At 65.7% G+C, this 19436-nt stretch carries 18 protein-coding genes; 7 read left to right on the top strand and 11 right to left on the bottom strand.

The window, feature by feature from the left end:
- Positions 1 to 208: 208 nt before the first annotated feature.
- The gene (locus QX094_RS13220) at positions 209 to 1183 is read right to left on the bottom strand and encodes a tripartite tricarboxylate transporter substrate binding protein (protein WP_316166327.1); all 975 of its coding nucleotides are present in this window, start codon (positions 1181 to 1183) and stop codon (positions 209 to 211) included.
- Positions 1184 to 1294: 111 nt separating this feature from the next.
- Here QX094_RS13220 and QX094_RS13215 point away from each other — a divergent pair, with 111 nt between their 5' ends.
- Positions 1295 to 1705 (top strand): VOC family protein, encoded by a 411-nt coding sequence (locus tag QX094_RS13215; RefSeq protein ID WP_316166328.1) that lies wholly within the window; start codon positions 1295 to 1297, stop codon positions 1703 to 1705.
- Positions 1706 to 1723: 18 nt separating this feature from the next.
- Here the strand turns inward: QX094_RS13215 and QX094_RS13210 are convergent, their stop codons facing one another.
- Together QX094_RS13210 and QX094_RS13205 are read right to left on the bottom strand one after the other, a co-directional pair.
- Positions 1724 to 3052 (bottom strand): DUF2330 domain-containing protein, encoded by a 1329-nt coding sequence (locus QX094_RS13210; RefSeq protein WP_316173567.1) that lies wholly within the window; start codon positions 3050 to 3052, stop codon positions 1724 to 1726.
- The gene (locus QX094_RS13205; protein WP_316173565.1) at positions 3049 to 3873 is read right to left on the bottom strand and encodes an RnfABCDGE type electron transport complex subunit D; all 825 of its coding nucleotides are present in this window, start codon (positions 3871 to 3873) and stop codon (positions 3049 to 3051) included. The genes QX094_RS13210 and QX094_RS13205 overlap by 4 nt, the downstream gene beginning before the upstream one ends.
- Positions 3874 to 4028: 155 nt before the next feature.
- On the opposite strand from QX094_RS13205, the gene QX094_RS13200 reads away from it, so the two are divergent.
- Positions 4029 to 5603 (top strand): AMP-binding protein, encoded by a 1575-nt coding sequence (locus QX094_RS13200; RefSeq protein WP_316173564.1) that lies wholly within the window; start codon positions 4029 to 4031, stop codon positions 5601 to 5603.
- Positions 5604 to 5611: 8 nt separating this feature from the next.
- On the opposite strand, the gene QX094_RS13195 is transcribed toward QX094_RS13200, so the two are convergent.
- The 4 genes from QX094_RS13195 to QX094_RS13180 form a co-directional block, all read right to left on the bottom strand.
- A complete protein-coding gene (locus QX094_RS13195; protein WP_316183721.1) occupies positions 5612 to 6913 on the bottom strand; it encodes a cytochrome P450 in 1302 nt (433 codons plus the stop codon).
- 112 nt (positions 6914 to 7025) lie between these two features.
- Positions 7026 to 8135 (bottom strand): HD-GYP domain-containing protein, encoded by a 1110-nt coding sequence (locus tag QX094_RS13190; protein WP_315715034.1) that lies wholly within the window; start codon positions 8133 to 8135, stop codon positions 7026 to 7028.
- A gap of 218 nt (positions 8136 to 8353) precedes the next feature.
- The gene (locus tag QX094_RS13185) at positions 8354 to 10636 is read right to left on the bottom strand and encodes a xanthine dehydrogenase family protein molybdopterin-binding subunit (RefSeq protein WP_316173560.1); all 2283 of its coding nucleotides are present in this window, start codon (positions 10634 to 10636) and stop codon (positions 8354 to 8356) included.
- Positions 10633 to 11121, bottom strand: a complete 489-nt coding sequence (locus QX094_RS13180) for a (2Fe-2S)-binding protein (protein ID WP_315715032.1) — start codon at positions 11119 to 11121, stop codon at positions 10633 to 10635. The genes QX094_RS13185 and QX094_RS13180 overlap by 4 nt, the downstream gene beginning before the upstream one ends.
- Positions 11122 to 11419: 298 nt before the next feature.
- Here QX094_RS13180 and QX094_RS13175 point away from each other — a divergent pair, with 298 nt between their 5' ends.
- Entirely contained in the window at positions 11420 to 11734 is a 315-nt protein-coding gene (locus QX094_RS13175) for a hypothetical protein (protein ID WP_409977940.1), read from the top strand.
- Positions 11735 to 11765: 31 nt separating this feature from the next.
- Positions 11766 to 12437, top strand: a complete 672-nt coding sequence (locus QX094_RS13170) for a dienelactone hydrolase family protein (RefSeq protein ID WP_316173558.1) — start codon at positions 11766 to 11768, stop codon at positions 12435 to 12437.
- A gap of 99 nt (positions 12438 to 12536) precedes the next feature.
- Here the strand turns inward: QX094_RS13170 and QX094_RS13165 are convergent, their stop codons facing one another.
- The 3 genes from QX094_RS13165 to QX094_RS13155 all read right to left on the bottom strand — a co-directional run bounded on the left by QX094_RS13165 (position 12537) and on the right by QX094_RS13155 (position 14589).
- Positions 12537 to 13253 carry a polysaccharide biosynthesis/export family protein gene (locus tag QX094_RS13165; protein WP_315715029.1) on the bottom strand — a complete coding sequence of 239 codons (717 nt, stop codon included), beginning with the start codon at positions 13251 to 13253 and terminating at the stop codon, positions 12537 to 12539.
- Positions 13254 to 13430: 177 nt separating this feature from the next.
- Positions 13431 to 14087: a peptide-methionine (S)-S-oxide reductase MsrA gene (gene msrA / locus QX094_RS13160; protein WP_315751818.1), complete on the bottom strand. Its 657-nt coding sequence runs from the start codon at positions 14085 to 14087 to the stop codon at positions 13431 to 13433.
- A gap of 184 nt (positions 14088 to 14271) precedes the next feature.
- Positions 14272 to 14589: a hypothetical protein gene (locus QX094_RS13155; protein WP_315715027.1), complete on the bottom strand. Its 318-nt coding sequence runs from the start codon at positions 14587 to 14589 to the stop codon at positions 14272 to 14274.
- Between the two features lie 358 nt (positions 14590 to 14947).
- Between QX094_RS13155 and rpsT the strand changes: the two genes are divergently transcribed.
- On the top strand, positions 14948 to 15214 hold the full coding sequence (gene rpsT, locus QX094_RS13150) for a 30S ribosomal protein S20 (protein ID WP_315715026.1): 267 nt from the start codon (positions 14948 to 14950) through the stop codon (positions 15212 to 15214).
- Between the two features lie 539 nt (positions 15215 to 15753).
- Here the strand turns inward: rpsT and QX094_RS13145 are convergent.
- On the bottom strand, positions 15754 to 16074 hold the full coding sequence (locus tag QX094_RS13145) for a hypothetical protein (protein ID WP_315715025.1): 321 nt from the start codon (positions 16072 to 16074) through the stop codon (positions 15754 to 15756).
- 490 nt (positions 16075 to 16564) lie between these two features.
- Here QX094_RS13145 and dnaA point away from each other — a divergent pair, with 490 nt between their 5' ends.
- On the top strand, positions 16565 to 18004 hold the full coding sequence (dnaA, locus tag QX094_RS13140; protein ID WP_315715023.1) for a chromosomal replication initiator protein DnaA: 1440 nt from the start codon (positions 16565 to 16567) through the stop codon (positions 18002 to 18004).
- Positions 18005 to 18315: 311 nt separating this feature from the next.
- Positions 18316 to 19434, top strand: a complete 1119-nt coding sequence (gene dnaN / locus QX094_RS13135; protein ID WP_315751817.1) for a DNA polymerase III subunit beta — start codon at positions 18316 to 18318, stop codon at positions 19432 to 19434.
- The last annotated feature ends 2 nt before the right edge of the window (positions 19435 to 19436 follow it).

The following is a 19436-nucleotide window of genomic DNA, read 5'->3' as shown; positions in this document are numbered from 1 at the left end:
GATCTGTTCCTCTTTTGGCCGGAGGGTTGCACCACACCGGCATGGTCAAAAAACGACAAATCGGCGGAACGGATCACCAACCAAGGCCGTGACGTGTCGCATGCGCGGCACGTCACCTTCAGCCCTCGACGCCCGTCTCGCGGGCCGGCGCCTCATCGAAGACCCGTCGCGGCACGCGGCCCAGCGATTGCGGCGTCGCCAGGTCGACTCATTCGACCTTCAGGCCGGCGAACTCGACGACCTTCTTCCACTTCTCGGTCTCGGCGGCGATCTGGGCGCCGAACTGCTCCGGCGACTGGATCAGCGGCTCGCCGCCGAGATCGACCAGACGGGCCTTGATCTCGGGCTCGGCCAGGATGGTGTTGACCTGCTTGTTGAGCTTCTCGACGATCTCCTTTGGCGTGTTCTTCGGCGCGCCGATGCCGAACAGCGCGCTCGCCTCGTAACCGGGTACGGTCTCGGCGACGGCCTGGACGTCCGGCAATTGCGGCGAACGCTGCTGCGTGGTGACGCCGAGCGCTCGCAACGAGCCGGAGCGGATGTGCTGGATGATGGAGGGCATGTTGTCGAAGATGACCTGCACCTGGCCGCCGAGCATGTCGGTGATCGCGGGCGCCGCGCCGCGATAGGGCACGTGTTGCATCTTGGTTCCGGTCATCGCCATGAACATCTCACCCGACAGATGCACCGAGGTGCCGTTGCCGGACGAGGCCATGTTCACCTTGCCGGGGTTTGCCTTGAGATAGGCGATGAACTCGGCGACGTTCTTGGCCTCGATGTCCTTGTTGACGGTCATCACGTTGGGGACGCGGTTGAACGAGGCCACCGGCGCGATGTCGCGGACGAAGTTGAACTTGAGATTGGTGTAGAGGCTCGCATTGATGTAGTTGGCCGGATTGACCAGCAGCACGGTGTAGCCGTCGGCCGCCGCGTTCACGACGGCATCGGTGCCGATATTGTTGCCGGCCCCCGGCTTGTTCTCGACGATGAACTGCTGACCGAGCGTCTCGGACAGCCGCTGGCCGATCAGCCGCGCTAGGATGTCGGTCGCGCCGCCCGGAGGATAACCCACCACGAAGCGGACGGGACGGGTGGGATAGTCGGCCGCGGACGCCTTGCGAACGCCAGCGATGGACGGGACGGCGGAGGCGATCAGACCAAGCGCGGTACGACGTGAAATCATGCGTTTCCTCAGGCATTATCGTTGAGCGGCGGTTAACGAGCCGCCGGGATCGATTGTAGCAGAGTGCCGCGATTGCGGCGAGATCGATGCCCCATCAGGAGGGAAGAGCCCATGCCGGTCAAGGTCGATGCGCTCGATCATCTGGTCATCAATGTCGCCGACGTGGACCGCACGACGGCGTGGTACCAACAGGTGCTGGGCATGACGGTCCAGGTGTTCGATCCCGGACAAGGCAAGGCGAGGCGCACGTCGCTGCTATTCGGGAACCAGAAGATCAACGTGCGACCGAAGGACGCGGACAAGGTCGATTGGTTCACGGCCGACCATGTCGCGGCCGGCAGCGACGACCTCTGCTTCCTCACCACCAGCACCCCCGACGAGGTGGTGGCGCATCTCAGTGCGCTCGGGATCGCCATCGAGGAAGGCCCGGTCGCCAAGCAGGGCGCGCGCGGCACGCTGCGGTCGGTGTATTGCCGCGACCCCGACGGCAGCCTGATCGAGATCTCGTCGTATCAGGATTGAGCCGAGGCCGCCCTTAGGTCATTTCGTCACGGTCTCGCCGCTCTTGTCCATTTTCGCGATGATCTCGCTGCGCGACCATCCGGTCAGTTGCGCGAGATCCGTCGCCTGCGTGGCGAAACGCGCGGCGAGACTGTCCCGGTAGGTCTTCGCCGCGGCACAGGACGCCTCGCCGCGCCAGGGATGGTGCTGGACATAGCGACCCTGGAAATTGCTGCGGTCCTTGGTCTCGGCGAAGACGATGTCCTCGGGGAAGGACTTCGCATCGTAGCGCACGTGCAGCCGGGTCACGAAGGCGCTGGCTCCGGCCGTGCCCCGGCGGAGACTGAAGGCGGTGTCATCGTCGCTGCCGATCCAGCGCGCGCCGAGCTCGACCAGTTCCTTGTTGCTCATGGGATCGGCGGCGCAGGGGTCGCACCATCCCATGTCCCAGGCATATTCCACGAACACCGCCTGCATGTTCTCGCGCGCGACCGCCCGCTCGAACAGCGCCTTGTAGAACGGCCCGAACTCGTCCTTCACATAGAGCGGAACATCGATATCGGATGGGATCTTCACCGTTCGATAGTTGGCCGCCTCGATGCGGCCGCTCCTGGTGAGCGCATAGATGATCAGGTCCTGCGGTCCCCTGGCGTTGACCGTGCCGAGCCGCAGCGGCACCATGAACTTGGCGCTCCGGTAGCGCACCTGCAGGGGCCGCAGGGAGCCGTTGCCGATCCCCTTCATCCGCTCGGCATTGACCTTCGCGACGAAGAACCGCATGCCCTGCCTGATGTAGCTGCCGAGCACGGCCTCGGCGCCTTGCGGGATGCGATAGTCGTTGTCGGTCAGCCAGCGCGTCAGTCCGTCGCTCTCCTGCGCCGACAGGATCAGCACGTCGTATTCGGCGACGTCGTAGCTGGCCTCGACGGTGACGCCGTAGTTCCGCCGGGTCATTTCGTAGACAGCGCCTGCCATCATCGGCGCCGCCGGCATCGCCCGCGCCGCAACGACGACCGGCGCGCATGGATCGGCATCATGATATTCGACCAGCCGCGGCGCGGTGTATTTGTCGAGATGGTCGATGGTCTTCGGCTCGACCACGCCGATCTGCTTGCGCTCGATGAAGGTCGGCACGGGGACGACCACCGCGAACTCCTTCACGTCGCCCTCGAAGTCGCTGGCCATCGTGATCGCCGTCTGCTCGCCGTCGCGGGCCAGCACGACCTTCGATGACTGGTTGAACAGCTTCGCGTCGGCCTGGGCGACATAGAAGCCGCAAAAGGCATTCGCGGGCGCCATCGCTGCGTTCGCCAGGATCGCGGCGGCCGCGACGCCGGTGCGGAAGAGCTTGCTGTAACGCAGGGTCATGTCGACACTCCTTCGGGAACGGGCGAACGCCAGGAAAAGCGGGTCTCAGGGACGAGCCGGTCGAGCAGCAGCGTGAGCGGCGACAGCGCGATCAGCGACACGTAGAGCGCCGGCCGCATCTGCATGGCGAAGGTGAGGTAGTGCGCCGCGACCGCAACGCTCAGCGCGAACAGCAGCCGGCCGACGCGCGAGTCCGGCGAGGTGCGCGGGTCGGAGATCATGAAGAAGGTGAAGATCAGCAGCGAGCCGCTCTGCAACTGATGCAGCGGAATCGCCAGGGGATCGCCGAGCCAGGCGGCACGCAGCAGCAGCAGTGCGGCATGGCTGGCGAAGAAATAGACTGCGATGTCCGCGCGTCGGGAGGCGCCGAGCACCAGGATCGCGAAGAAGCCGGCGAGGCTCGCGAACCAGATCTCCGTCCCCCATTGGCCGGGCGAGATCCACACGCCCTTGGAGCTGAACAGCAGCACCACGATCGCCAGCCCCGCCGGGTTGAACACGTGCTTGCCGTCGACGCGCAGCACGAATTTCGAGCCGATGGCGATCACGGCTGCCGCCGCATGCAGCCACAGCGCGTCGGCGCGCAACAGCAGGCTGAGCGACAGGCCGGTGATCAGCGGTGACTTGAGATCGAGCGGCGCGCCGGAGATGCGGCAGCAGACCACTTGCGCGAGCAGCGCCATGGCGACCGCGACCACGCTCGCTGCGGGACGCGCGCCGAAATCGATCATGGCGAAATTGATCGCCAGCAGCGTCGCCAATGCCGCGATCTGGAAATAGCGGGCATCGGGCAGCCGCCATGGTCGTGGCTCGGCCTGCATGCAAACCTCCGGGCGTGTCTTGCCGCGCCATTGGTCGCCCGCGAACGGAGACGGGTTCAATCCCGATTTGATCGCGGCGACGCAAGGTGGCAGAAGATGACGACGAGAACGAAGCGGCCGGAGACAGGCCGTACTCAAGAACGACGGGAGCGAAGATGAAGGGAACGACAATGGCAGCGGGCACGGTGACGCCGTTCGACGGCATGGACGTGCCGTGGCTGTTGAAGCTGCGCAGCGAGACCCGGCGCGATCATCCGTTCCTGATCTCGGCGCCGTTCGATGCACCGGCGCGCCGCTGGACCTATGGCGCGTTTCACGAGCGTGTCGGCGCATTGGCGGCCGGGCTGGCTAAGCGCGGCGTGCAGCCCGGCGATGCCGTGCTGATCCATCTCGACAATTGCATCGAGGCGATGCTTGCCTGGTTTGCCTGCGTTGAGCTGGGCGCGCTCGCCGTCACGACCAACACGCGCTCGGCAGCCGCCGAGATGAGCTATTTCGCGGAGCACTGTCGCGCGGTGGCTGCGATCACGCAGCCCGCCTATGCCGAGATGATCGCAGCGCGTTGCCGCGGTCTCAAATGGATCGCCGTGATCTCGCACGATCCGGGTCAGGCGGAGGCGTCGGCCGTCGAACGAGGCGAGCGCTTCGAAGCGCTGTTTGCCGACAGCGCCGATCGGCCGCGGCGGCCGGCCGATCCGCTGGCGCCGTGCAGCGTGCAATACACCTCGGGCACGACATCGCGGCCGAAGGCGGTGCTGTGGACGCATGCCAACGCGCTGTGGGGCGCCAAGGTCAACGCCGTCCATGAGGATCTGCATCAGGGCGACGTGCACCAGACCTATCTGCCGCTGTTCCACACCAACGCGCTGGCCTATTCGATGCTTGCCACACTCTGGGTCGGCGCGACCTGCGTGATCCAGCCGCGCTTCTCCGCGCGCCGGTTCTGGAGCGCGGCGCTCGAGCATGGCAGCACCTGGACCTCGACCATCCCGTTCTGCATGAAGGCGCTGCTCGACCAGGAGGTACCGAAGCATCACAAGTTCCGGCTGTGGGGCACGGCGGTGTCCGAGCCGCCCGCCTTCGCCAAGTTCGGCATCAAGATCATCGGCTGGTGGGGCATGACCGAGACCATCACCCATGGCATCGTCGGCGAGGTCGATCAGCCGAACGCGCCGATGTCGATCGGCCGCGCGGCGCCGGAATACACCATCCGCATCACCGACGATGACGGCCGGCCGACCGAGGTCGGCGCCACCGGCAATCTCGCCATCAAGGGCGTGCCCGGCCTGTCGCTGTTCGCCGAATATCTCTACAACGACGAAGCGACGCGCACGAGCTTCGATGCCGACGGCTTCTTCCTGACCGGCGACCGCGTCACGCGCCTGCCCGACGGCTTCATCAAGTTCGGCGATCGCACCAAGGACATGCTCAAGGTCGGCGGCGAGAACGTCGCGGCGTCCGAGATCGAGCAGGTGATCATCACCGTGCCCGGCGTGCGCGAGACCGCCGTCGTCGCCAGGAAGCATCCGATGCTGGACGAGGTGCCGGTCGCGTTCGTGATCCCGCAGCCCGGGATCGCGCGCGAGGAGCTGCCCGACAAGGTGCTGGCCGCCTGCCGCGCCGGGCTCGCCGACTTCAAGGTGCCGCGCGAGGTCAAGCTGGTCGACGAGATGCCGCGCTCGACCCTCGAGAAGGTCGCAAAGGCCGAGCTGCGCAAGCTGCTGGATTGAGCGCCGCGTCAGCCCATCGTGACGCGGATCGGCAGCTTCTTCGGTCCGTTCACGAACGTTGCCCGCGTCATCAGCACCGGCCCCGCCGGCGACAGCGATGTGAGCCGCGGCAGCAGTTCCTCGAACAGGATGCGCATCTCGAGCTTGGCGAGATGCTGGCCGAGGCAGAGATGCGCGCCATAGCCGAACGCGACGTGGCGGTTCGGCTTGCGGTCGCAGCGGAACGTGTCGGGCTGCTCGAAAACCGCCTCGTCGCGATTGCCTGACGCGTAGCACAGCATCAGCCAGTCGCCCTTGGCGATCCTGCGGCCGCCGAGCTCGGTGTCGGCGGTGGCGCTGCGCATGAAATGCTTGACCGGCGTCATCCAGCGGATCGCCTCGTCGACGAGACCCGGGATCAGCTCGGGATTGGCTTTGACGCGCGCGAACTGCTCGGGATCTTCCGCCAGCGCCCAGATCGCGCCTGCCGTGGACGACGACGTCGTGTCGTGACCCGCGGTCGCCACGATCATGTAGTAGCTGGTGCGGTCGTGCAGCGGCATGTCCTCGCCATTGATCCTGGCGTTGGCAATGACGGTGGCGAGATCGTCGCGCGGATGAGCCTTGCGGTCTTCGGTGATGCGCTGGAAGTAGGCGGCGAAATCGGCCACCACCGCCTGCAGCATCGCCGCGAACACCTCGGCCGACAGCGCCTCCCGCACCCGCGCCGTGTCCGGATCCTGCGGGCCGAACAGCTCCTGCGTCAGCTTGAGCATGCGCGGCTCGTCCTCCTCCGGCACGCCGAGAATCTCCATGATCACGTGCAGCGGATAGTGGAGCGCGACGTCGGCGACGAAATCGCAGACGCCGCCATTCGCCGCGGCCTTCGCCGCCATGCGGCCGACGGTCGCCCGCGCGATCTCGCGAATGCGCGGCTCGAACTTGGCGATGTTGGCCGGCATGAACCAGCCCTGCGTCAGCGCGCGATATTTCGGATGGTCCGGCGCATCCATCTGCACCAGCGAACGCACGAGATTGGGCTGGCCGGTAATCTTGTGAACGCGCTCCAGCACCGCCTTGTTGGTCAGCGTGGTCGCACGGTCGGCATTGTGGAACAGATCGTTCTGACGGCTGATGGCGAGAATGTCAGCGTGCCGCGTCACCACCCAGAACGGATCGAACGCATCGAGCTCGGCCCGCCCGAGCGGATTGTTGGCGCGCAGCCAGCGATAGGCATCATGGATGCGGTGGTCGGCATAACAGGCCGGATCGACCAGCGCGGCGGCGATGTGCCCGGGAATGACCTCGCCGGCCTGTTCGGCTGCGCCCATGCTGCTCCTCCCGCCTTTCACCGATTGGCGGGTAGGATAGTGCGCCTCGGCCGAGTTGCACTTGCGTCGAGCGGCTACCCTCGGGCGATGGATGCGCTCTCAGGCGATCGCGTCAATGCGCGCCCATCGCGACCGGGCGGAACGCCTGTAGCAGCTGCTGGTCGAGCTTCGGGCCCATGTTCTCCATGATCTGGAACGCGCGCGCATGGGTGAAGGCCGGCCGATAGGCGCGGTGCTCGATCAGCGCGGCGTAGATGTCCACGATCGTGGTGAGGCGCACGATGTCGCTGATCTGCTCGTTGTGCAGCGCGTCGGGATAGCCGGAGCCGTCGAGGAATTCGTGGTGATGCAGGATGACGTCGAGCATCTCCGGCGGGAAGCCGCCCTGCCGCCACAGCGCCTCGTAGCCGCGGCGCGGATGCTGGCGAAGCAGCGCGATCTCTTCCGCCGTCAGCTTGCCCTGCTTGTCGAGGATCGCGACCGGGATGAACGCCTTGCCGACGTCGTGCAGCAGCGCCGCGCGGACCAGCCGGCGCTGGTCGTCGTCGCGCATGCCCAGATGAATCGAGAAGCCGACCGCAAGGCCGGTCACGAACAGGCAATGCCGATAGGTGTCGTTGTGATGACAGCCGACCACGGTCATCCATTCGCGCAGCGAGGAGTGCTTGATCGCCTTCAGGATCTTGTTCTCGGCCGCGACGATGTCCTCCATCGTCAGATGCGCGCCGGTGGGCAGCTTCTCGAAGATCTTGACCATGATGGCCTGCGCGGCCTCGACGCCGCGATTGAGCAGCTTGCCGCGATCGGTCTCGTCATAGCCGTCGTCGGCGGGAAGCGCCGAGCGGATGCGCTGCAGCACGTCGGCGGGGCTGAACGGCCGCGCGATGGTATCGGTGGCGCCGAGCGCCCATGCCTGCATGGTGGCGTGGTGCAGCGCCTCCGCGAGCACGAACAGCCGCGGCACGTCGCTATAGGCGCGTGACGACAGCTTCTTGCGCACCCGCTGCACGCTCTCGGGCGAACGCAGGTTGATGTCGACGATGACGCCGGAGAAGCGGTTGCCGGGGTTCTCGGGGATTTCGGTGGTCGGCATCATGTCGACGTCGCCGACCGAGCGCAGGATGCGCGCCAGCTCGCTGCTCTGGTCACCGCGATCCGACGCGAGCAGGAGATGGCGCCTGTTCGCGGTCTGGGTCACGGTCTGCTTGGCTGTCGCGCTCATACGTGCTCGCCCCCTGCGGTTTGCTGCCCATGCAAGTTACCGGGATACGGGTTCGTCGCGGCTTAAGCCGATCATTCAAGCTGTATCGTTTCAGGTGAGCGAGACGTTAAGAGGATCATTCAAATCGTGCCGCGCGGGAACCTGACCGCAGCGCAAAAAAGACCCGCCGGAGACGAGCTCCGGCGGTTCCCAGATACAGGAATGGTCTCGCGACGACGCTAGGCCTTCATCGCCGCCTTGACCGCTGCGGCGGTGATCGGCAGCGAGCGCAACCGCGCGCCACAGGCGTTGTAGATGGCGTTGCCGAGCGCTGGCGCGACCACGGTCACCGCGGGCTCGCCGACGCCGGTCGCCTTCTCGCCATTGGCGATCACGGCGATCGCGACCTCCGGCACCTGGCTCATCCGCAGCGGCGTGTAGCTGTCGAAGTTGGTCTGCTCGATGCCGCCGTCCTTCAGCGTCGCCTTTTCGTACATCGCCAGCGACAGCCCCCACAGCGCCGCGCCCTCGACCTGGGCGCGGATGTTGTCGGGATGCACCTGGGTGCCGACATCGGTCGCCACGGTGAGCTTCTTCACCGTGACCGCGCCCGTGGGCGCAACCGCGACATGGGCTACGCACGCCGTCCAGCTCGCCGTGGCACGCTCCTGCGATGAAACGCAGGAGACGCCCATGCCTTCGCCTTGCGGGAGCTTCCTGGCGCCGTAGCCGGACAGGCCCATCGCTGCCAGCAGCGTGTTGCGCAATCGCTGCGCGCCGCCGTCGTTCTTGCCCTTGCCGTCGAGCAGCGCAATGCGGAACTGCGCCGGGTCCTGCCCCGAGGCCACCGCGATCTCGTCGATCATGCTCTCGACCGCCCAGAACGTCCAACCCGGCGCCACCGAACGGAGTTGTCCCGATGGCGTCGCATTATGCGCGAGCTCGTTCTTGATCGCGCGCACATGATGATTGGGCACGGTGTAGAAGAAGTCGGCGCCATTGACCGTGAACGAGTCGAGCGGGCCCTTCTTGTCGACCGAGGGCGACAGGAAGTCCGGGATGCCCCAGCGCGCCGTCGGCCAGGCCGAGACGACGTCATGGCTGAGCGCGATCAGCTTGCCGTTGCTGTCGAGCCCGGCCTTGACCTTCTGGTAGGTGAGCGGCCGCGAGTAGTCCATCGTCATGTCGTTCTCGCGCGAGTAGATCACCTTGACCGGCTTGCCGACCGCCTTGGCCGCCTGCACCGCCGGCACCATCATGTCGGCATCGAGCCTGCGGCCGAAGCCGCCGCCGAGCCAGGCCTGGTGCATCACGACGTATTTCGGATCGATCCCGGCCGCAGCCGCCGCGATCGCGCCGGAACGGGTCGCGAACTGATTGCCGGTGTAGATGTGCAGGATGTCACCCTTGAACTCGGCGGTCGCGTTCATCGGCTCCAGCGGCGCATGGATGTTGATGCTGGTGGTGTACTCCGCCTCCAGCACCTTGGCCGCGCCCGACATCGCTGCAACGGGATCGCCGTCCTTGACGAAGAACTGCCCGGCATCGTCCTGCGCCTGCAGCCGCATCGCCTCGGTGATGATGGTGTCGGTGCTGACATTGGCATAGGGGCCTTTGTCATAGCTGATCTTGAGCGCGTCCGCCGCCTTCCTGGCGTTGGCATAGGTGTTGGCGACCGCCACCACCCAGCCCGAGGTCGAGCCGGTCTTGTCGTCGAGCGTCACCGCCTTGATGAAGCCCGGCACCTTCTTGGCCTCGGAGTCGTCGACCGCGGTGACCGTCGCGCCGAAGCGCACCGGCGGCGTGACGACCTTGCCGTAGACCATGCCCGGCAGCATCGTATCGATGCCATATTTCGCCGTGCCGTTGGTCTTGGAGGGAATGTCGAGCTGCGGCACCGAGACGCCGATCATCGTGTACTGATCGGGCGTCTTCAGCGTCAGCGCCTTCAATTCGTCAGGCGTGAAGCTCTTGGTGATCTTGCCGCTCCTGACGATCTCGGCATAGCTCATCTGCTTCTTGGACTTCGGATGCATCACGACGCCGTCGCGCACCACGAGTTCGTTGGCCGGCACGCCCATCGCGGTCGCAGCGGCTTCGGTGAGCGCGATGCGGCCCGCGGCGCCGGCGCGGCTCATGGCATCGAAGTTCATCATCGTGCTCCAGCTGCCGCCGGTGATCTGGGCGCCGAGCACGGGATCGTTGAACTTCGGATCGTTGGAGGCGAGCTGGACCCGCATGTCCTTCCAGGCCGCGCCGAGCTCCTCGCAGACGATCTGCGCCATGGTGGACGCAATGTGCTGGCCCATGTCGGCCTTGCCGCAGGTCACGGTGACCAGGCCATCCGGCGCGATCGCATACCAGACGCTGGGTTCGAAACTGGCCGGCGCCGCGGCCGCCAGTGCGCTGTCGGCGAGGCCGGCATAGCCGAGCACGAGGCCGGTGGCGGCGGTGCCGACCAGGAAGGAGCGGCGGCTGAGATCGGTCGCGACCGAGGAATTGGTTTTGACGTGCTGGTTCATGTCGCTCTCCGGTCGCTCGAGTTGGACGCGGTGCGCATTTCGGACGCGGCGCGCTGGATCGCCTTCTGAATCCGCGAATAGGTCATGCAGCGGCAGAGATTGCCGTCCATATGCGCGACGATCTCCTCCTTGGTCGGGCTCGTGGTCTTGGCGAGCAGCGTGGCCGCCTGCATGATCTGGCCGGACTGGCAGTAGCCGCATTGCGGCACCTGCTCGGCGATCCACGCCTTCTGCAAGGGATGATCGCCCTTCTGCGACAGCCCCTCGATGGTCGTGATCTTCTTGTTCGCGACGTCGCCGACCATGGTCTGGCACGAGCGCACGGCCTCGCCGTTGACATGCACGGTGCAGGCGCCGCACAGCCCGGCGCCGCAGCCGAACTTGGTGCCGGTCATCTGCAACTGCTCGCGGATGACCCATAGCAGCGGCGTGTCGTGCGCCGCGTCGACGGACATGGTCCGCCCGTTGATGGTGAGATTGGGCATTTGGTTTCTTCCCCGCCCGGCGTGCGACTTCGCTTACGGCGAAGTTCGGTTTTATCGATTCGCTGGGACCCACCGGATAGATGCCAGCCATCATAAGAATGATCGCGTTGCGACGGCGACGCAACGGGATTTGAACGCCGGCCTGCCACATGAAACGGCATTTGTGTTGTGCAGCGCGAACGATGCTGGGCTGGTGACGCCGGGCACGCTAAGAAGAGATGCAGCCAACGCCGACAGCGAAAGGAGATTTCGGCCCATGAGACCATCCGTACGCATGACGCTGTGCCTGGCTGCGGCCATGCTGCCGAGCCTGTCGGCCGTAAGCCCTGCTGCGGCGGGGCAGACGCTCGGCGTCGCCGACGCGCCTTTCACAGCGACGTTATCCAACGTCACGCCGCTTGCCTTCGGCATGGATGTCGGTGAGACATCGCGCGTGCTGGAGCAGCCGTTGATCTATCTGAACGGCGCGCCCGGCAACGAGACCTTTCTGGCACTGCGTAATCTCGGCGGCAGCGGACTGGTCCCGCACCATCACCGCCTCTACCTGAAGTTCCGCAGGGGACGGCTGACCGGCTGGAAAGAGGACTACGGCACCAACTGGATGTGGCGCTGACGCGCGCCTGACGACCGCAAGAGGACAGAACGTGGGACAAGATATCAAGCTGACGGCATCCGACGGCTTCCAGCTCGGCGCCTATCGCGCCGATCCGACGGGAACTGCAAAGGGCGCGCTGGTCGTCATCCAGGAGATCTTCGGTGTCAACCATCACATCCGCAACGTCTGCGACCGCCTCGCCGCCGCGGGTTACGTTGCCATCGCGCCGGCGATCTTCGACCGCGTCGAGCCCGGCTTCACCTCAGGCTATTCGCCCGACGAGATCGCGGTCGCGCGCAAGTTCGTCGCCAATCCGGATTGGGCGGCCTTTTTGCGGGACACCCAGGCCGCGATCGACGGCGTGAAGAATGTCGGGCCGGTCGGCATCATCGGTTTCTGCCTCGGCGGCAGCATCGCCTATGCGGCTGCGACCAAGCTGTCGGACCTCCGCGCTGCCGTCGGCTATTATGGCGGCGCTGTCGCGCGGTTCGCCGACGACAAGCCGACGGTGCCGACCCAGCTACATTTCGGCGAGAAGGACGCGGGCATCCCCTTGCGCGACGTCGAGACCATCAAGGCCAAGCGGCCGGACGTCGAGATCTTCGTCTATCCCGGCGCACAGCACGGGTTCGGTTGCGACGAGCGCGCCAGCTACGACCAGCCGAGCGCCGATCTCGCCTGGACGCGCAGCCTGGCGTTCTTTGCGCAGCACCTGCGCTAAACGTCCAACCACCGTCATTGCGGGGAGCCTCGCGTCACTCAGCGTCGGGTCGACGCAGGTGCTCAGGTAGGCGTTGAGCCGCAATCACTCGTGCGGAGATCAGAACCAGCGCTCGCCGACCTGGATGGTGTCGCCCGGCTTGAGCGAGGTGCCGAGCGGCACCTCGTAGCGCGCGGCTCCGGAAGCATCGGTGTGGGTCAGGGTGACGACGTCGCGCCGCGCCCGAGGCGAGAAGCCGCCGGCGATCGCGATCGCGCTCTCCACCGTCATGTTGGGCACGTAGGGGTATTGGCCGGGCGCCTGCACCTCGCCGAGGATGAAGAACGGGCGATAGGCTTCGATCTCGACGGCCACCGAGGGCTCGCGGATGTAGCCGTTGCGCAGCTTGGCGGTGATCTCGGCAGCGAGGCCGGCGGTGGTGCGGCCGCGCGCCGGCACGCTGCCGATCAGCGGCATCGTGATCGATCCGGACGCATCGATCGCATAGGTGTTGGTCAGGCCCTCCTGGCCGTAGACGACGACGCGCAGCTTGTCGCCGGCGTCGAGATGATAGGCGGAGTCGCGGCGCGCCGGCGCATAGCCGGCGGGAACGACATAGGCGCCTGCGCCGGTGGCGGCAGCGAACGAGTTGCGCAGCGCCGGGATCGCCCCGCCCTGCCCGGTGGCGGCAACCGGGCCGGTGGAAGGCGTTCCATAGGCCATCGCGTCGAGATCGCTCTGCGGCTGGACGGCAGCGACGGGGGAGATCGTCTGCATGCAGCCCGACAACAGGATCGCGGACAGGACGGCAATGACCGGAACAAACAACGCGCGCACTCGAACAATCCTTGAATGAGGATGTGCGCTAGTCATGCGCGGTTAAGGTTAACAAACCGTTGGCGCGTGTAGTCCCCGTCGCAAGCGGGCGACGGTCAAAGCCGCCCGAAAAAATCCCCCTCCCACGGCGTGGGAGAGGGATCCAATGTTCACCGTGATCGGGCGCGCTCAGCCTGCCTATGCGCTCACGCCGACTCCGATCGGGCACGCGACGCCCGTTCCGCCCAGGCCGCAATATCCGGCCGGATTCTTGGCCAGGTACTGCTGATGATAATCCTCGGCGAAATAGAACGGCCCTGCCGGGACGATCTCCGTCGTAATCGCTCCGAGCCCCTTGGCGCGCAGCGCCGACTCGTAGGCCGTCTTCGACGCCTCGGCCGCCTCGCGCTGCGCGTCGCTGAACGTGTAGATCGCCGAGCGATATTGCGTGCCGACGTCGTTGCCCTGACGCATGCCCTGGGTCGGGTCGTGGCTCTCCCAGAACGTCTTCAGGAGGCGCTCGTAGGACATGATCTTGGGATCGAACACCACCAGCACGACCTCCGTGTGCGCCGTCTGCCCCGAGCACACCTCCTCGTAGGTCGGGTTTGGCGTATGGCCTCCGGCATAGCCGACGGCGGTGACGTGGATGCCGTCACCGAGCTGCCAGAACTTGCGCTCCGCGCCCCAGAAGCAGCCGAGCCCGAACACGGCCTGCTCGAGGCCGTCCGGATAGGGCGGCAACAGGCGGCGACCGTTGACGAAATGCGTCGCGGCGGTGGGGATCGGCTGAGCGCGGCCGGGCAGCGCCTCGGCGGCAGACGGCATGACAGGGGCTTTGCGCATGAAGAACATGGGATGTCTCCGCTCATGGCCAGCGCCCGCGGGACGGCCCACGGCGCGATGACCTCTTGTCAGGGGAATATATAGGGCTCTACGGGTCCGGCAGTAGCGCTGTTACGCCGCGCCAGCGGTTCCCGCGCCGCGCTGCCAGCGGAATCCAAGACAGCTGCCGGCGCGGCGAGACGAACAGCCGCGCTCAGTCGCGCCCGTAGCCGATCAGCGGCTTGCGCGGCCGGAACAGCAGCATCAGCAGGATTCCGAGCAGGCCAAGCACCGCAAACACTGGCTGGTCCAAAAATACCTTGACGATCCACTCCCACAGGAACGGGGCCTTGGCCTCGATCCAGGCCTTGAAGGCGGCCTGGCTCGCCTGGTGGACGTCGTTCCAGAGCTGGCCGAAACGGGTGAACTGCAGGGTCTGGTCGGCCACCCAGCGCGCGCCGTCATAGACCAGGAAGATGAAGCTTCCGGCCAGCAGCAACAGCCCTACCAGACGGAAAAAACCGCGGATCATGCCTCACCTGCCCTCTCTCGCTCGCCCTTGCGGGCAGCAAGGCCATAGCGGGGGCCCCGCAGAAATTCAACCTCGTCAGGGGCTTAGAACCGGCTTTTGGTCGATTCCGGCCGCCGCGGGCCGCTCCGAGACCGTTGACGCTCGGCAGGGCTGCCCCTATAAGGTCGCCATTGGCGGTGGGCGCAATCCCGCCGCCGCTGTTCTTTGAGCAGCGCCGATCCGCCGAGCACCCGCTCCGGTCATGGCATTCTCAGAGAGGCGTCCGAACAACCCACCGCGTCGATGGGGCCGCGTCAAGCGGGCCGCGCGCGTACCCGCAAGAGCGGCGACTGCTCGCCGCCGAAGGATATTTGAGAGCATGGCCAACACGACTTCCGCGAAGAAGGCGACGCGCAAGATTGCCCGCCGCACCATCATCAACAAGTCGCGCCGCACCCAGATGCGCGGCGCGGTTCGCTCCGTCGAGGACGCGATCAAGAAGGGCGATCGCGACGCCGCGCTGAAGGCGATGGCCAATGCCGAGCCGCAGCTGATGCGCGCCGCGCAGCGCAACATCATTCACAAGAACAACGCGAGCCGCAAAGTGTCGCGCCTCACGCATCAGATCGCCAAGCTCGCAAAGTGACGCGACCGCGCGGCTAACGAACTATCAAGATGCAAACAGCCCGGCTCGCGCCGGGCTTTTCTTTTGTGCCATCTTCAATTGCGCGTTCCGCTGTCGCGCATCCCTCCATCGCTCGCCGCGCCTTCTCCATTTGATGGTCACATCTTGATGGTGATATCGCATCGCGAATACGATCTTCGCGCGTGGTGGAACCCGCGCGATGTCGTGCGCGCCTGACACATGTTCCGTCGGAACTACACGAAGTTCCGTATTTTTACGCAGTGACAATATTGTCTCATCTGAAACAGCTGCGAATCTGCGCGCCGCGCTTGCGCATCGATGTCAAGAGCGCGCGATGCGCCGCTCACTTTGCGCACCGCGCATCGCGGGAGTTACCCGCTTCGAGCAATCGCGAAAAACATCGTTTCGAAAATGACTTAAGTGCATAGCGCGACCAAGTGATTGGAAAAGCGGGTGAGGCCGGTCGAAACATAAAAAAATTATGAAGAAATTTTGGGCAGACGATGTTGTTTGTCACATCCGAGATTCCTCGCGATGATTCAAAACGTTGCTTTCTTAACGCGCAACACCGCGTCGCAACCGCTGCGAAGACTCGTAACGCGTGCTCCGATCTTATGGATTGCGAGTCCTGACGCATCGTGTATTTCTTTAATCACTCGCGGCGCCCACGATCTTGAGACCAGCGCGGTTTTAGAAACGGGGCGGACGTGCAAATCGGCGGCGGTGTGCGCGTTGGCGACGCTTTCCAAAGCGATGGCCGGATCTGTACCCATAGCAATATGGGGAACGATCGAACTTTGTCGAAATTTCTCGGGCGCAGCATCATCGTTGCGCCGCTTTGAACAAGAGAAATACGACATCGGTCGACCCGGCTGGAGCTCGTGGCGGCTTCGCTCACCGAGTGGACAAGTTGGACGGGGATGTACGGCGGTGCGGCTGAATCTTGGGGTTCGGGCGCGGCGGCATTGGGATGACAACTTGCCGTGAGCAATCACGGCAGGGCGGGGAGGTTGCATGTTTTACGGACACATTGCGGGCACACACTATAGGCTGGTTCCGGACAACGCACCCTTGGCGGTCAACACTGAAGTGATCGACATCTCCAGCCCGGCCATTGCCAGCACGGCGATCGGCCCTCCCGCGTCCATCGCGCATCTGAGTATGCGCTGACCTCGCGGAGAAGCTTCTTCCACCAGCATTGATGGCCCGACGGCGTCCACGCCGAACGGCGAGCCATGTCTGGAGTTGAGCCTCCGCTCGAGGTCTCGCTGCGGCACACGTGTCCTTTCACGGGACGTCTGCCCGGCGATCACACGACACCACCACTCAATTCGAAAAGTTGCGACTGCCATGACAAATTCGGAACAGGAACGCTGGTCTCGCGTGAAGGGTCGGCTGCGCTCGACCGTCGGCGAGGACGTCTATACGAGCTGGTTCGCGCGGATGGACCTCGAAGCCGTCCAGGACGAAAGCGTTCATCTGTCGGTGCCGACGCGTTTCCTGAAGAGCTGGATCCAGGCGCATTATGCCGAGCGCGTGCTGTCGTGCTGGCAGGCCGAGATGCCGGAGGTGCACCGTATCGATCTGTCCGTTCGCACCGCGATGCGCTGCGCGGCGCCGGTCAAGGAAGCTCCCGTCGCCGTCGAAGCCCGCCGCGCCGAACGCAACGACGCCAGGCCGGCGACCAGCGCCGACGCGCGAACGGCGTCGGCTGCGGCTTCGCTCGCCACGAGCCATGATGCGCTCGGCGGCTCGCCGCTCGATCCGCGGCTGACCTTCGCCAGCTTCGTCGTCGGCCGCGCCAACACGCTGGCCCATGCGGCGGCGCGCCAGGTCGCCGACGGTCGCCGCGGCGATCCCGTGATGTTCAACCCGCTCTACATCCATGCCGGTGTCGGGCTGGGCAAGACGCATCTGCTGCAGGCCGTGACCTGGGCCGGCAACGCCGGCGGCGAACGCAAGGTGCTGTACCTCACCGCCGAGAAATTCATGTACGGCTTCGTCGCAGCGCTGAAATCGCAGACGGCGCTGGCCTTCAAGGAGGCGCTGCGCGGCATCGACGTGCTGGTGATCGACGACCTGCAGTTCCTGCAGGGCAAATCCACCCAGGCGGAGTTCTGCCATACGCTGAATGCGCTGATCGACGCGGGGCGTCAGGTTGTGATCGCAGCCGACCGGCCGCCGTCCGACCTCGAAAGTCTCGATGATCGCGTCCGCTCGCGGCTTGCCGGCGGCCTCGTCGTCGAGATGGCAACTTTGGGCGAGGATCTGCGCCTCGGCATTCTCAAGTCGCGCGTCGCGGCGGCCCGCGCCCATCATGCGAGCTTCGACGTGCCGGAGCCGGTGCTCGACTATCTCGCCCGCTCCATCACCCATAACGGCCGCGATCTCGAGGGCGCGATCAACCGCCTGCTGGCGCATTCCAAGCTCAACAACCAGCCGGTCACGCTCGACATGGCCGAGCGCGAGGTGCGCGACCTGGTGCGGCCGCAGGAACCGAAGCGCATCAAGATCGAGGACATCCAGCGCGTCGTGGCGCGGCAGTACAACGTCAGCCGCTCCGACCTCCTGTCGTCGCGCCGCACCGCCAACGTGGTGCGCCCGCGCCAGGTCGCGATGTACCTCGCCAAGACGCTGACCCTGCGCTCGCTGCCCGAGATCGGCCGCCGCTTCGGCGGGCGCGACCACACCACCGTGCTGCATGCGGTGCGCAAGATCGAGGCGCTCGTCGGCAAGGACGTCGCGCTGAACGACGAAGTCGAGTCGCTGAAGCGCCAGTTGCAGGATTAGAGGGCACGCACGGCCAGGGGAGCGGACAGAAGGTTCGCCCCCAGCCGGGCCGTTGTCCCGGCCGTTCGACGCTGTCCTCGGACGTCATGCTCGGCCCCCGCCTCCGGGTCACGGAAGAGCCTGCCGAAACATGGGAAATCGGCTCCGCATCCCTTGCGCTTGAGCCCCATCCGCGCCACTTTACGCCTCCCCCTCACGCTCCTGGACGCTGGCCAAGCGCCGTTCGGGCGCGAGGTGCCATCGGCCGCGGCGCTGCTATAGCCCGCCGGCATTCCAGGACAAGCTCAGTTGGAACGGGCGGGTATAATACAATGAAGGTGACCGTCGAACGCGCACAGCTCCTGAAGTCGCTGGGCCACGTCCATCGTGTGGTCGAGCGCCGCAACACCATCCCGATCCTGGGCAATGTGCTGGTGCGCGCCGAGAATGCCCGGCTGTCGCTGCGCGCGACCGATCTCGATCTCGAAGTGACGGAAACCCTGGCGGCCGAGACCGCCACCGCGGGCTCGACCACAGTTCCGGCGCACATGTTCTACGACATCGTCCGCAAGCTGCCGGACGGCTCGCAGATCGTGCTGGAGAGCGACGGCGAGCGCGCGGTGCTCGCGATCCGCGCCGGCCGCTCCAAGTTCACCTTGCAGACGCTGCCGGAGAGCGACTTCCCGGATCTCGCCGCAGGCGACATGACGCATGCGTTCGGGGTTCCCGCCAAGGACATCAAGAGCCTGATCGACCGCACGCAGTTCGCGATCTCCACCGAGGAGACGCGCTATTACCTGAACGGCATCTATCTGCACGCCGGCGGCACCGCCAAGCAGCCGACCTTGCGCGCCGTCGCCACCGACGGTCACCGCCTCGCCCAGGTCGACCTGCCGCAGCCGGCCGGCGCCGCCGAGATGCCCGGCGTGATCGTGCCGCGCAAGACCGTCGGCGAGGTGCAGCGGCTGATCGAGGACAATGACAGCGAGATCAGGATCGAGCTGTCGCAGGGCAAGATCCGCTTCACCTTGGGGCAGGTGGTGCTGACTTCGAAGCTGATCGACGGCACCTTCCCGGATTACGGCCGCGTCATTCCGCAGAACAACGACAAGGAGCTGGTCGTCGACAAGGCCGATTTCGCCGCCGCCGTCGACCGCGTCTCCACCATTTCCTCCGAGCGCGGCCGCGCCGTGAAGCTGGCGCTGGCGCCCGGCAAGCTGGTGCTGTCGGTGACCAATCCGGATTCCGGCAGCGCGACCGAAGAGCTCGAGGTTGAATACGCCGCCGACGCGCTCGATATCGGCTTCAACTCGCGCTATCTGCTCGACATCGCTGCCCAGATCGAGGGCGAGGTCGCCGTGCTCCGGCTCGCCGATCCAGGCTCGCCGACATTGATCCAGGACCGCGACAACAGGAATGCGCTGTACGTGCTGATGCCGATGCGGGTGTGAGG

The sequence above is a fragment of the Bradyrhizobium sp. SZCCHNS1050 genome (genome assembly GCF_032484785.1).
Taxonomy (GTDB): domain Bacteria; phylum Pseudomonadota; class Alphaproteobacteria; order Rhizobiales; family Xanthobacteraceae; genus Bradyrhizobium.
The sequence above is the reverse complement of the archived record's forward strand: the minus strand, read 5'-3'. Positions and strand labels throughout refer to the sequence as shown.